10 protein-coding genes are annotated in these 13,751 nt (G+C 60.3%); 7 read left to right on the top strand and 3 right to left on the bottom strand.

The window, feature by feature from the left end; translation table 11 throughout:
• The first annotated feature begins 9 nt into the window (after positions 1 to 9).
• Together nadB and ACIREA_RS02150 are read left to right on the top strand one after the other, a co-directional pair.
• Positions 10 to 1,614 (top strand): L-aspartate oxidase, encoded by a 1,605-nt coding sequence (nadB, locus tag ACIREA_RS02155; protein WP_397380085.1) that lies wholly within the window; start codon positions 10 to 12, stop codon positions 1,612 to 1,614.
• Positions 1,615 to 1,822: 208 nt separating this feature from the next.
• Complete coding sequence (locus ACIREA_RS02150) at positions 1,823 to 2,779, top strand: hypothetical protein (protein WP_397380083.1); 957 nt, start codon at positions 1,823 to 1,825, stop codon at positions 2,777 to 2,779.
• A gap of 709 nt (positions 2,780 to 3,488) precedes the next feature.
• Here ACIREA_RS02150 and ACIREA_RS02145 read toward each other — a convergent pair.
• Both ACIREA_RS02145 and ACIREA_RS02140 read right to left on the bottom strand, forming a co-directional pair.
• Positions 3,489 to 6,821, bottom strand: a complete 3,333-nt coding sequence (locus ACIREA_RS02145; RefSeq protein ID WP_397380081.1) for a protein kinase — start codon at positions 6,819 to 6,821, stop codon at positions 3,489 to 3,491.
• A gap of 65 nt (positions 6,822 to 6,886) precedes the next feature.
• The gene (locus ACIREA_RS02140) at positions 6,887 to 8,623 is read right to left on the bottom strand and encodes an Hsp70 family protein (RefSeq protein ID WP_397380079.1); all 1,737 of its coding nucleotides are present in this window, start codon (positions 8,621 to 8,623) and stop codon (positions 6,887 to 6,889) included.
• A 61-nt stretch (positions 8,624 to 8,684) separates the two neighbouring features.
• On the opposite strand from ACIREA_RS02140, the gene trpD reads away from it, so the two are divergent.
• Positions 8,685 to 9,722: an anthranilate phosphoribosyltransferase gene (gene trpD / locus ACIREA_RS02135; RefSeq protein WP_397380077.1), complete on the top strand. Its 1,038-nt coding sequence runs from the start codon at positions 8,685 to 8,687 to the stop codon at positions 9,720 to 9,722.
• Positions 9,723 to 9,789: 67 nt separating this feature from the next.
• Positions 9,790 to 10,680: a hypothetical protein gene (locus ACIREA_RS02130; RefSeq protein WP_397380075.1), complete on the top strand. Its 891-nt coding sequence runs from the start codon at positions 9,790 to 9,792 to the stop codon at positions 10,678 to 10,680.
• A gap of 6 nt (positions 10,681 to 10,686) precedes the next feature.
• On the opposite strand, the gene ACIREA_RS02125 is transcribed toward ACIREA_RS02130, so the two are convergent.
• On the bottom strand, positions 10,687 to 10,854 hold the full coding sequence (locus ACIREA_RS02125; protein WP_397380073.1) for a hypothetical protein: 168 nt from the start codon (positions 10,852 to 10,854) through the stop codon (positions 10,687 to 10,689).
• Positions 10,855 to 10,992: 138 nt separating this feature from the next.
• Between ACIREA_RS02125 and gatB the strand changes: the two genes are divergently transcribed.
• From gatB to ACIREA_RS02110, 3 genes are all read left to right on the top strand, one after another.
• The gene (gene gatB, locus ACIREA_RS02120) at positions 10,993 to 12,456 is read left to right on the top strand and encodes an Asp-tRNA(Asn)/Glu-tRNA(Gln) amidotransferase subunit GatB (RefSeq protein ID WP_397380072.1); all 1,464 of its coding nucleotides are present in this window, start codon (positions 10,993 to 10,995) and stop codon (positions 12,454 to 12,456) included.
• A gap of 101 nt (positions 12,457 to 12,557) precedes the next feature.
• On the top strand, positions 12,558 to 12,710 hold the full coding sequence (locus tag ACIREA_RS02115) for a small basic protein (protein WP_395732737.1): 153 nt from the start codon (positions 12,558 to 12,560) through the stop codon (positions 12,708 to 12,710).
• A gap of 12 nt (positions 12,711 to 12,722) precedes the next feature.
• A partial coding sequence (locus ACIREA_RS02110; RefSeq protein WP_397380069.1) for a pseudouridine synthase occupies positions 12,723 to 13,751 on the top strand: 1,029 nt, incomplete at its 3' end.

The following is a 13,751-nucleotide window of genomic DNA, read 5'->3' as shown; positions in this document are numbered from 1 at the left end:
CCACAATTCATGATTGAGGCAGACTTCATCATCGTCGGAACCGGGGCAGGCGGACTGGTCTCGGCATTGCATGCCTCCGAGCATGGCAAGGTGGTCATGATCACTAAGCGTGGTGCGCTGGACTCGAACTCGAACTGGGCGCAGGGCGGGATCGCCTGCGTGACGGCGGAAAACGACTCCATCGAGAAGCATGTGAGCGACACGCTCATCGCGGGGGCAGGCTTGTGCAAAGAGGCCGCCGTGCGCACCATTGTGAGCGAAGGGCCGGCACGAATTGCCGATCTGGTGAAGTGGGGCGTGCATTTTGACCAGCGTGAGGCGGTGGACGGACACTTGGAATTTGACCTGACGCGGGAAGGCGGCCATACCGCGCGCCGTGTGCTGCATGCGGCGGATGCCACCGGACGGGAGATCACGGAGAAGCTGCTCGCAGCCGTGCGGGCGAACCCGAACATCACGATCTACGAAAACCATTACGCCATCGACATCCTGACGACGGCGAAGCTTGGCCTCGTCTCTGAGGACCGTGTGCTTGGGCTCTATGTGCTGGATGAGACGAGCGGCGAAGTACACACCTTCCGTTCGGATCGAGTCATCCTTGCCACCGGCGGGTGCGGACGTGTGTATTTGTACACCACGAATCCCATGGTGGCGACGGGTGATGGTGTGGCCATGGCCTGGCGCGCCGGGGCCACCATTTCGGACATGGAGTTCATCCAGTTTCATCCGACCTGCTTGTACCATCCGCAGAAGCGTTCTTTCCTCATCAGTGAGGCGATGCGGGGTGAAGGTGCGCGTTTGATCGGCAAGGACGGGCAGGAATTCATGCAGCGGTATGATTCGCGTGGCTCGCTGGCACCGCGTGACATCGTCGCGCGTGCGATCGACCATGAGATCAAGAAGACCGGCGGCCCCTGTGTCTATCTCGACATCAGTCATCGGCCGCCTGAATTCATCGCGAGCCACTTTCCGAACATTCAGAAGGCCTGTCTGGATGTCGGCATCGACATCACCAAGGAGCCGATTCCGGTGGTGCCTGCCGCTCATTACCAATGTGGTGGCGTGCTGACGGACGTGAACGGGGCCACGAGCATTCGCGGACTCTGCGCCGTGGGCGAGGTGGGCTGCACCGGGCTGCATGGGGCGAACCGACTGGCGAGCAATTCGCTGCTGGAGTGCTGCGTCACCGCGCAGCGTGCCGTGGCGTATTTGATCAAAAAGATCCCGCAGGGCAAAGTCGCCGAGCAGAGCTACGAACTGCGTCCCTGGCAGACCAGCGGAGTGGTGGAAAATGACGAACTCGTGGTGATCTACCACAACTGGGATGAAATCCGGCGTTTGATGTGGGATTACGTCTCCATCGTGCGCACTAACAAGCGTCTGCAGCGTGCGGCGGCGCGCCTGCGCAACCTCAAGCGCGAGGTGCAGGAGTTTTACTGGAACAACCACGTCACCAGCGAAATTCTGGAACTGCGCAACCTCGTGGAAACGGCGTCTCTCATTGTTGAATGCGCCATCCGCCGGCACGAAAGCCGGGGACTGCATTACACGCTGGACTATCCGCAGACGGATGACACACGGGCCCCGCAGGATTCCACTTTGCGGCGTTATTGAGTTTATTGCCGCTGCGGCTGTCTTGAATTGAAAGCATGCGAATCGGTATTTTGAACAGCGCAGCAGCTGATCTGTCCATGATTTAGCGCCGTTGCTTTGTGGATTGAGACCGATTTCCCCACCTAGCCGCTGCGCCTTACGTGGTGAATTACAGATTGCAGTTTACCATGGTAAGCTGTTACAATTCTCGCAATTAGGATCCACCCCCATGCTCGCTGAACGCTCACTCAGTTCATTCGTCGTCGTCGCGTCTCTCGTGGCGGCGGTATCGGCGTTTGGTCAGGGGGCGTCCTCGGTTTCAGCCACGGGAGCTGCTGCGGCGTTGAAAAAAGCGGGGACTGCTCCGACTGCCCAAAGCAAATCCGCCACGCCTGCGCAGACTCAATCATCGCCTCCGCGCAATATTTCCGCGATGGTGCCCAGCTTCAGCTCGTCCTCGATGCCGCACTTGGGATACGCGCGCTATCCATGGAAGCTGGACATTGTTGCCACAGTGTTCTGGGTGGGCGAGCAGCCGACGGAAAACAATCCCACGCCCAACGACAAAAGCTCCTGGGACACCCAGTGGATGCAGAACTTCGGCGGCTATGATGATCCCGATCCCACGAAGCGGACGGACAATTACACGCCCGTCGGATTCACGCCGAAGCAGAACCCGTTCTATGTGGCGCTGCCATACAATGACTGCATCGATTACAACTCGCACAAGCCAGAGGCCTCCCGGGTGATCCCTTGGTTCAAACAGAAGTTTGTGCGTTCCGGCAAGACGGTGCTGAAAGGGCAGTGGATCGCGATTCGCTACGGCAACCGCGTTTGCTATGCCCAGTGGGAGGACTGCGGCCCCTTTGTGACAGATGACCATGATTACGTTTTCGGCAACGCACGACCCAAGAACATGAGCAACCGCGGTGCGGGGATCGACATCTCGCCTGGAGTGCGTGACTACCTCGGCATCTCCAGCAGCGGGCGCTGTGACTGGCGTTTTGTGGATGTGAGTGAAGTGCCCGCCGGCCCGTGGCGCACTCTTGGCAGCAACAATCACTTCGTGACACAGCAGAAGGTCGAAAAGGCGCGTGAACACACGGAAATTTCCTCCCGGCTTGAGGAGTTGCGCCGTATGCGGGACGCTTATTTTCAGCAGAACGGGAGCGGGGCTGCGCGGTGAGGTTTGATGTGAAGTGTTTGGGGTGATGATGAGTGGATGGGATGCTCGTGCTGGCATCGCTACGCGATGCGAGAGCATAAACGGTTTTCGCGGGCCCTGAACGAGGGGTGTCGCTGCGCTCAACCGCCTCGCTACAGGCTGGGATGGCTCCGCCATCGGATGTGCGGGAGCGGTGGGCGGTGCGGGGGTGTGAGGGATCGGGGCGATCCCTCTCCGCCAGAACGCTGGGCGTCATGGGCGTTGCTCGATAGCGGTTCGCAAAACTCATTTCCGTTTAGTGGGCTGTTTCTTGATCGAATATCATGGGCTCCGACGGCGGCTGGCTGAGGACAGCCAGCCCTACCAGCGCTGGGCATGCGTGTGCCCAGCGCGAGGTGGGGCGGCTTGTCCTCAAGCCGCCGCCGAGGGTCTCCACGCGCCGCTTTCCGAAACTGATTTCCGGAAGGAGTGGCATTTTTTAGCCTTCGATCCAGCGGAACGTTTTGGAGAGGGCTGCGATGAGCTGCCGCTTTCGAGTGCCGCGTGGTGGGCGTGGGGTAACCGGCTAGAGGAGAATCACCGGCTCCCGCGTTCGAGATTTTTCGGGCATGCGTGCGCCACCGAGTCCGTCGAAAGCGGTAGCTGCGTTCGTTCCTCACTTCGCAACCGCAGTCCATATTCGGACGGGCGGGCTGTCGCCACACTCATCCAACGAGGGCGCATGCCTGATTTATTGAGGCGGAGTTTGGAAGTCGAGCTGGCCGTTTTTGAAGATGTAGGGCAGGGACGCGCCGGGCTTGGTGGTGAGCTGGGCGGCGGGTTTGGCCTCGATGGTGCGGCCGGGACCGGTCTGCGGCTGGTTGGTACAGTCCTGCACGTAGATGGTGGCATTGAGCGGTGATTTGGCCGGCAGCTTTTCCTCGGCGGGGGCGAAGGTGCATTTTTCAAAGACGCAGTTGCGGGTCGCGAGGGCAAAGCTCTCGGGTACGCGGCAGTTGATGAAGCGGCAGTTTTGGATGCTGAGCCAGTCCCTGCCGACCTCTTCGGCAGCGTCAGCTTTGAAACCGATGGGAACCAGATCGAGGTCCATGAGGGTGCAGGAATCGAGCTTCATGCCCACATCGATGAGCTTCCAGGCGTGCATGAAGGAGCCAGCGAGCACGCAGTTGGTGAACTGCCATTTGGTGCTGAAAAAAGCCACAAACCAACCGCCTTCCTTGGCAAACAGACAATCCTGAAAAATGCTGTCACGAGCTTCGAATTTGCCGCCGAGATCGGCGGTGATCTTCACATCGCGGAAATGGCCGCCGGCGGCCTGCCAGGAGCCTTCGCGCAGGTGAAAGCGGACGTTTTCGATGCGCATGCCGGGCAGGCTTGTCACATCGGCGCGCTGCTCATCGTAATTGGCTCCCGGGTCTTTTTTCCCCGGTGCCCCGATGTCAATGCGGCGCAGGGGGCGGTAGGTGCCTGCTGGAATCGTGAGCTTGCCTGTCCATTCGGCTTTGTTGAGGAACAGGTCACGCATGGCAGGAGTGCTGGCGATCTGGTCTTCGAGGGGTTGGAGGTCCATCACCTTCACCTTGGCGGATTTGATCGTGACGGCGTGGTTCAGCGGGAAAATTTCCAGCGGGTTGTCCACTTTGGAGTAGTCGCCAAAGTGGAGGAGGCGACGTTTGCCATCGACACTGATGCTCTGCATGTGCGGCATAATGCGCCACTGGATGGTGACAAAGGTGTCTTCGGGGATGCGTCCCATTCCGGGCACATGGCGGGCACCGCCGGGATCGTTGTCGATGCGGAGCTCGTCCTGGCTTTTTTCCCAGTTGAAAATCACCTGCTTGGCGGCGTAGGCCAAGCGCAGATCATCCTTGTGAGTTTTCACCACGAGGGTGAACTCCACGGGCGGCGTGAACTTCTCCGCGGAAATGAAGCGGTCATTTTTTTGCAGCACCATCTCCTTGCCTGCCGGGAGGAGTTCCTTGGCCTCACTGTGCAGAGCGTCATGTTGGCGGGAGAGACTGGCGATCCGTTCATCGGCGAGTCTGGCTTCATCCAGCTTCGCTGCCTGGGTCCATTCCGCCTGCTGGGCTTTCAGGACTTCCTCATACTTCTGGAAGAGGGTGGTGATGCCGTTGTTGAGGGCGGTCTCGATGGGGCGCAGGCTGGTGCGGTAGGTGGAGCGCAGCGTTTTCAATGGCGCAGGGAGATTCGGCGCATCCTCTGCAGGGAGCGGGCTGTGGCTTTTGATGAGCTGCTGTTCCTCACGCAGGGCAAGCGCCTCGGGCAGGCGCGCAGCCGCAGTCTCGGCTGACAGTGCACGATCGAGAGCGGCGAGGTATTTGGTGTTCAAGCCGTCCAGCGCGGTGCGGTGAACTGCCAGCACGTCACGCTCCAGGGCTGCACGGAAGCTGGCATCCAGTTCGCGCAGGCGTTTCGCGCCAGCGCTTTCGACCACGGGTTGAGGCGGAGGGACAGGCGCGGGGGCGGGTGCTTTTGATGGCGCGGCATCCCATTCGAGAATGAAGGCACGTCCGGCGGTGACACCGCCCAAGCCCCACTCCGCTTTGGTATTGGACGTTGCGGTGATTTTCAGAACAAAGTTTTTCTCCGGCTCAGATGCGGCGGTCGTGGTATTCTCCCAGCGGGTGAATTCAAAGGGTTCTCTCGTGACCCACTGCCAGACGCCCGTTTTGCGCAGGCCGCCGATGGTGGCCATCGATTGAGGAACCTGTTTCAAAAAGGGAGGCAGCACGCGGTTCATCCAGTCCTGCTCAGCCTGACTGTTGATCGTGGCCAGATGGGCGCCGAGACTTTGCGCATGCTTTTGGGCGTCGAGCTGGTTCATCCGTTCGTCCACGATCTGATAGTGGTGCCCGTTGTAACTCAGCACCGGAAGCTTGGACAGCGGGCTGCCCTTGGGGGCATTGGGGTCCGTGCGCACGACGACCGGTGCGGGGGCCGTAGCGTTCGGTGGCGTCTGATTGGATGGTGGTCTGGGAGGCTCCTTTTTGGTAGGTTCGGTCTGAGCGACTTCAGGTGCCGGTGGAGATGGAGGCGGCTCACCACGCCGCATGAGAAGTACAGCCGCCACGCCGACGACGATCAAGGCGGCGGCGATCATGCCCCATGGGGTGCCTGGGGGCGGCGGAGGTGGAGGCGGCTGGCGCGGCTGCATGCCGCCGGCGGGCGCCTGGCGGGCCGGTTTTTCTTTGGCGACGGGGACAGTGAGGATCTGATCGAGATCACGGCGCAGTTCGCGAGAGGTCTGATAGCGTCTGGCGACATCCTGCTCCATCGCTTTGCGGATGATGGCGTCATAGCGGGTGTCACAGCCCATTTTCTCGCTGGGCATTTGGAAATTGCCGCGCGGGATTTTGCCGGTGAGCATGTTGTAGAGCATCACGCCCACGGCATAGAGATCGGCGCGGCCATCGACCTGCATGCCGATGATCAGCACCTCGGGTGCAACGTAGTCCGGGGTGCCCATCGTAGTGCCTTCCTGAGTCAGGCTGCCGGACTGCCCCGGATCGTGCATGCGTGCCAGACCGAAGTCGGCCACCTTCACGGCGCCTTCCATGTTGATGAGGATGTTCGCCGGTTTGATGTCGCGGTGAACGACGCCGTGCTCATGCGCATAAGCCAGCGCATCGCAGACGTGGGCGGTGATGGCCAGCGCGTGATCGACCGGCAGTTTACCCTGCGACTGGATCATCTTGGCCACGTCCGTGCCGTCGATGTACTCCATGACGATGTAGAGGAGTTCATCGCGGGTTTCGCCGAAGTCGTACACGGCCACGATGGCGGGATGATTCATCTTGGCCATCGTGCGCGCTTCGTTCTTGAAGCGTTCGATGTACTCCGCCTCGTCCTCCGCCACCTGGGGTGGGAGGACCTTGATGGCCACGAGCCGGTCGAGAGAAGTCTGCCGTGCCTTGTAGACGGCACCCATGCCACCGCAGCCGATCATTTCCCATTGATCATACTGAGGCAGCATGGCCTGCAGATGCTCTGGTGATGGCGGTGTCCATGCCATGGCTCCGTCATGTTGAGGTTTCTCATTCATGCCCTGTGAAAACGATCATTAGCGGCGGAGCGTAGCGGTCTGCTCCAAGAATGGGAACTGGAAAATCAAACGAGTCCGCGGCGAACCAGCGATTCCTCCATCGCACGATCTATCAGCATCACGGCGAGTGACTGGGTGGCGTCATCCAGGAGCTGGGTGGCGGCTTTGAGGGCCTTGGCGTCATGATCCGTGGCGTCAAGCAGGGCACGCACCGTGGCGGCCTGGCTGACCACGGCAGATTTTTCTTCGGCGCTGATTGCATCACCGAGTTGATCGAGCGCGGCATCGACGGCGGGCAGCAGCTCTTCCGCCTTGAGTTTTGCTTCCGTCCAGATGCGTTCGTTCATGTCTTCGAAAGCGAAATCGACGCTCTCGGAGATCATCTGCTCCACGCGCTCGTCTTCGACATCGACGGCGGTGCCGCTGATCTGCAGCAGTGTGTCCTGATTCGTGGCGGTGTCGCGGGCGAGCACGTGAAGAATGCCATCGGCATCGATGCTGAACTGCACGCCGACGCGGGCGCTGCCTTTGGGGCCGGAGGGGAAGGGGACTTCGATGCGGCCGAGCTCCCAGTTGTCCTTGGCGAGTTCGCGTTCGCCCTGAAGGATGCGGATGAGCATGCTGTCCTGATTGGCCACGGCATTGGTGAACATCTCGCCAGCTTTGGCGGGGATGGTGGTGTTGCGCGGGATGATGATGTTCATCAAGCCGCCGAAGGTTTCGATGCCGAGGGATAGCGGGGTGACATCGAGGAGCAGGACCTGGCGCAGGCTGCCGCCGAGGATGCCGGCCTGAATGGTGGCACCGAGGGCGATGGCTTCATCAGGATTCTGCGAGGTGTTGGGTTCGCGGGCGAAGATTTCGCGAACGTAGTCGCGCACCAGCGGCATGCGGGTGCTGCCGCCGACGAGGATGACTTCATCGAGCTGTTCGGCTTTGACGCCGGCATCGCTCAGGGCACGCAGGCAGTGGATGCGGGTGCGCTCGATCCATGGGCGGGCGATTTTTTCGAGATTGGCGCGGGTGATGTCGAGGCCGTTGAAGGAGGCGGAGTCGTCGGTGGAGAGGCGCTTTTTGACGGCTTCGGCTGCTTCGAGGACGCGGATGTCGTGGGAGGGCAGATTCAATTTCTGCGCGATGAATTCGGCGAGCAGGCGGTCAATGTCATCGCCACCGAGCTGGGTGTCGCCAGCGGTGGAAAGCACCTGGAAGGTGCCGTCGCGCATTTCGAGAACGGAGATGTCGAAGGTGCCGCCGCCGAGGTCATAGACGGCGATCTTTTGATGCTCGGTGAGTTTGTCGAGACCGTAGGCGAGAGCGGCGGCGGTGGGCTCGCTGAGGATGCGCAGCACTTCGAGTCCGGCGAGTTCACCGGCGCGCTTGGTGGCGTTGCGCTGGGCGTCGTTGAAGTAGGCAGGCACGGTGATGACGGCCTGCGAAACGGATTGTTCGAGAGCGCGTTCGGCGACGGCTTTGAGGTGCTTGAGGATTTCTGCCGAGACTTCGACGGGGGAGGTTTTCAGTTCGCTGAGCGAATAAGGGGGCGTCCATCCGGCTTCACCGGGGCGGCGGCCGATGAGGCGTTTGACCGAGGTGATGGTGCGTGTGGGGTGCAGGGCGCGCTGGCGCAAGGCCACGGCTCCGACAGAGATGCTGCCATCCTGAGCCATGCACACGGCGCTGGGGGTGCTGCGGCTGCCGTTTTCATCGGCGAGCAGGATGGGAAAGCCGCTGTCAACGACACCGACGAGGGAGTTCGTGGTGCCGAGATCGATGCCGAGGATGGGGGAGTTTGGATTCAACGTTTCGAGAGGTTCACACGGGTGGGCTTGCTAAACACTGCGCTTTGGTCAAAATCAAATCATGGAATCACTGACCACAGGACTGATCGCGGAAACTCATCTCAACGAAGCTCAGATTGCAGATGCTGCTGCGCAGCTGGTGGATGCTACGGTGACGGCGGCGGAAAAGGCGAATTTTCTGCGCGCTCTGGCGAAGAAGGGCGAGACGCCGGCGGAGATCGCGATGTTTGTGAAGGAGTTTTTGAAGCTGGCGGTCGATCCGGGGATTGACCGTGCGAAGCTGCCGGGGCCGATGCTGGATGTGGTGGGCACGGGTGGGGATCAGCTGCATTTGTTCAATGTGTCGAGCACGGCGATGTTCATCCTGGCGGCAGGTGGCGTGTGCGTGACGAAGCATGGGAACCGTGGCATTACCTCGAAGGCGGGTGGTGCGGATGTGCTGGAGGCGCTGGGCATCAAGATCGACCTGCCGAAGGAGAAAGTCGTGGCGGGCATTGAGACCATCGGGCTGGGGTTCTTTTTTGCGCCGCTGTATCACCCGACGTTCAAGGCGGTGGCGGATGCTCGGAAGCTGCTCGCGGCGGAGGGGCAGCGTTCGATTTTCAATATCCTCGGGCCACTGCTCAATCCTGGACGGCCGGACTACCAGCTCATCGGTGTGTTTGACCCGAAGCTGACGCGGGCGTTTGGCGAGATTTTGGTGCAGCTCGGCCGCAAAGGGGCGTGGGTGGTGCATGGCAGCGCGGCTGACGGGCAGGGGATGGATGAGCTTTCGACGCTAGGGGTGAATGATGTGTGTGAGGTCGCGGCGGGAAAAATCAGCGAGACGCGGATTGATCCCAAGGATCTCGGCTTTGGCCAAGCGGCGCTGGAAGATCTGGTGGGGGGGGATGCGACGGAGAACGCGCTCATTCTCGAAGGCGTGCTGGCAGGAACGATCAAGGGGGCGAAGCGTGACATCGCGGTGCTGAATGCTGCGGCGGGTTTTGTGATTACGGGTGTGGTGGCGGATCTGATGGCAGGAAAAGCACTGGCCGAGGAGCTGCTGGAGCGTGGCGCGGCCCATGCCAAGCTGCGGGCGATGCAGGATCTGATCTGAGGTGATTTTCCCGCAAGACAGGCAGGGGAAAGATGTTAAGGTGTCCTAATAATCTTTTCTCCCGCCCATGCCTCACCCCAGTGAAGTGCTTCAATACGCCCAGAAGGTGCCGCATAGCATGTGGGCCACCATCGCTATTGTAGGCTTCATCGCGTTCGCGGCGGGGCTGGCGTTTGCGAAAGGGGTGGTGCAGCAGATCATCAATGTGATGACGCTGGCGGCATGTGCGTGGGCTGCGTGGTATGTCTTCATGCACCGGGTGCAGATTTTTGGAGCGGCAGGAATGCACCTGACGACGAACCGGCTGATCGTGATGTCCGGAGTGGCGGCTGTGCTGATGTTTGGCCTGTGCAAGGTGGGGAAGTACTTTCTGGCGGCCTTTGGACTGATGCGAATGCTGGGCGGGCTGACGGGGTGGAAGGGGCTGATCGTCAGCATCATTCCCTCAGGCGGGCTGCTGTGGCTTGGCAGCATGGTGCTGCGCGTGGTGGGCAGCCTCTACGGCATGGAAAATGCGGCGGAGATCGTCAAAAAAGGTGGATCGATCGAGAGCCAGGCGAAGTCCATTTTTTACACCCTGAGCCAGAAGGTCGACAACAGCTTCATCGGCGGTCTGGCGAAGAAGCTGGACCCTTATGACATCAAGCCGACTGCGAACCTCGCCCGACTACTGATTCTGTGGCCTGAGGGCACTATGTGGCAGCGACTGGCGGAGCAAAGCCCGGCCACGGCCAACGCGCTGAACCATCCGCTGATCGCCCAGCTCGGCTACGATCCGGACGTGAGGAAGGCCATTGAGAACAAGGACTTCGCCGGGCTGATGCAGATGCGGAAGATCGAGAACGTGGCGAACCACCCCGACCTGCAGCCCGTTCTTGGCGGCATGCAATTGGAAATGGCGATGGATTCAGTGGTGTATAAGCAGCCACCGCCGCCGCAGCCGGTGAGGATGTATTGAGGAGTATCAGTCAGGGAGGTTTTCGTTCAAGGGGGCGCTGTCGTTTTCGGCCATGGCCGCTTTCATGAAGGCCGCGAGTTTCGGTCGTGGATCCGCGATGATGCGCTCCCATGCCACATCGCCATCTTCCGAAAGGATGAGGCTGGCGAGGTTTTCCGAGGCGAGAGCTGGCATGGATGAAAATAACCCCTTGCCGCGTAGTGTCCAATCGGTTTCCTCGGATGAAGGGAACCCAAAAAAACCGGCAACGGCACGTTGCCCCGGGCGTGGCTCTCGCTTTGATCTTCCGGCACTCGCCCTTTTCCTTTTCGCATGCCCAAATACATTCTTACCATCGGCCTTGAAGTTCACGCGCAGCTCACGACGCGCAGCAAGATGTTCTGTGCCTGCCCGGTCGAGTATGGTGCGGAGCCGAACACGCACACCTGCCCGACTTGCATGGGGCTGCCGGGGGCGCTGCCGGTGCTGAACCAGGCTGCCATCGAAAAGACCATTCTCACGGGGCTGATGCTGGGCTGCGAGACGCCGCCGGTGGTGAACTGGGATCGCAAAAACTACTTCTATCCGGACATGCCGAAGAACTACCAGATCACGCAGATGCCCTTCCCGCTCTGCCTGGGCGGGGGTGTGCCGCTGTATGATTATGCGTATCCCAAGGACGCGCAGAAGAGCATCGCCAATCCGGGCAAGGTGGTGAAGCTGACGCGCATCCATCTGGAGGAGGACGTGGGCAAGTCCACGCACTATGACAAGTTCAGCGCGCTCGACTTCAACCGCGCGGGCACTCCGCTGATGGAAATCGTCAGCGAGCCGGACCTCGACAGTGCGGAAGAGGTGGTGGCCTACCTGGGGAGCCTGCGGCAGATCCTGATCTATGGCGGCGTGAGCGATGCTGACATGGAGAAGGGCAACATGCGCTGTGACGTGAACATTTCCCTGCGACCCGAAGGCCAGGAGGAGCTGGGGACCAAGATCGAGCTGAAGAACATCAATTCGATGTCAGCCATTCGGCGTGCGATCAAATTTGAGACCGAGCGTCAGGCAGAGATTTTGGACGCGGGTGGCAAGCTGCAGCAAAGCACTCTGCGCTGGGACGATGACCGCGGTGAGACCACACTCATGCGCTCGAAGGAGGATGCGCATGATTATCGCTACTTCCCGGATCCCGACTTGCTGCCGGTGCGCACGGCGGATCTCGTGGCCAAGATGCGGTCGCAGGTTCCTGAGCTGCCGCATGAAAAACGTGCGCGTTTTGAGAAAGACTATGGCTGCAGTGCCTATGATGCCAGCGTGCTCGCGAGCGAAAAGGAGCTGGCTCTCTGGTATGAGGCAGCGGTGGCTGCGGACACGCAGGTGCCGGCCAAGAAAATTGCCAACTGGGTCATCAATGATCTGCTGGGTGCTCTGAACGACCGCTCGCTCACGCTTGCCGACTGCCCGGTGAAACCGGAGGCGCTGAGCTCCCTTGTGGCCACCATTGAAGGCGGCAAAATCTCCAACAACCAGGGCAAGGAAGTGTTTGTCGAGATGTTTGAAACCGGCAGGCCTGCAGCGGAAATCATCAAGGCCAAGGGTTTTGAGCAGGTCAGTGATACCGGTGCGCTGGAGGCCATTGTGGAGCAGATCCTTGCGGCCAATCCTGACAAAGTGGCCGAAGTCAAAGGCGGCAACGAGAAGGCGATGAACTGGTTTACGGGGCAGGCGATGAAGGCCAGTCAGGGCAAGGCGAACCCGAAGATGGTGACGGAGATCGTGCGGAAGAAGGTGCTGGGGTAGGTGGGGGCTCTCTGTTCGTCCCAGCGTGTACAAACCCCTTGCACCCCGGACGGGGGCTGCTATTCTTCGCGCCCTTTTTCACCCCCAGACCCTTTAGAATCATGTCCCAGCATAGCAGCCTCAAGACTTCCGGCTCCGTCGGCACCAAGCGCAGCGTTTTGAAGCGTGGTGAGCGCGTCAAGCTTCTCAAATCCCGTGGCCAGTGGAAAGAAGGACGTCTTCCGACGAACCTTCCGAAGACCAAGCCCGAGTAAGGCTTTCCTCCTGTGCGCCTTAACCGATATTTGAGCCAGTGCGGCATTGCCTCACGGCGTGGCGCGGAGGAAATCATCCTCGGCGGTCGCGTGTCCATCAACGGACACGTCATCACCGAGCTTGCCACGAAGGTCCAGCCCGAGGACAAGGTGGTTGTCGATGGTTCTCCGGTACGTGCCGAGACGCCTGTCGTTCTCGTTTTGAACAAGCCGAAAGGCTACCTGTGTTCCCGTGGGGACAAGCAGGACCGCATGACGATTTACGATCTGCTGCCGCTGAAGTACCAGAATCTGCATCATGTCGGCCGTCTGGATAAAGACAGCGAAGGCCTGATTCTCCTGACGAATCGCGGAGATCTCTCCCACCGGATCATTCACCCGAGCCAGGGTGCTGAAAAAGAATACGAAGTGGTCGTCGATCAGGCGCTGAATCCTGACGTGATGGCGAAACTCGTCAAAGGCATGATGACCGAGGAAGGTTTCGCCCGTGCGGAACGCACCTGGATGGACGGCGACTACCGGGCGCACATCGTTCTCAAGATGGGGCTCAAGCGTCAGATCCGCATGATGCTCTACTACCTCGGTTACGAGGTCACACGCCTGACCCGCATCCGAATCGGCTGGCTGAAACTGCACGGCCTGTCCAAAGGGGCCTACAAAGAACTTACGCCGACGGAGGTCGAACGCTTCTTCAAGGAAGAGCCGGCCAAGCCGAAGCTGGAACGCAGCAAGCCTGGCGAAGAAAAAGATGACGGGATCGAAGATCACCGCCCGGCGGCACGCAAGCGCGCTACGCCGCGTGTGCATGAAGCTGAGGCCCGCGAACCGCGTGGTTTCAAGCCCACCCGTGGTAAGAAGAGCGGCCCAACGGCTCGCTTTTCCGAAGACAAACCTAGCCGTGGCAAGAAGAGCGGACCTACGGCCCGCTTCTCTGAAGATAAGCCTGCTCCGCGTGGCAAGAAGAGCGGCTCTGCAAGCTGGTCTTCCGGAGACAAGCCTTCGTATTCCAAGCCCAAGTCCAGGACTTTCAGCCCGCGCTCA

It is taken from the genome of Prosthecobacter sp., assembly GCF_044373815.1.
Taxonomy (GTDB): domain Bacteria; phylum Verrucomicrobiota; class Verrucomicrobiia; order Verrucomicrobiales; family Verrucomicrobiaceae; genus Prosthecobacter.
This window is presented reverse-complemented; position numbering and strand designations above follow the sequence as displayed.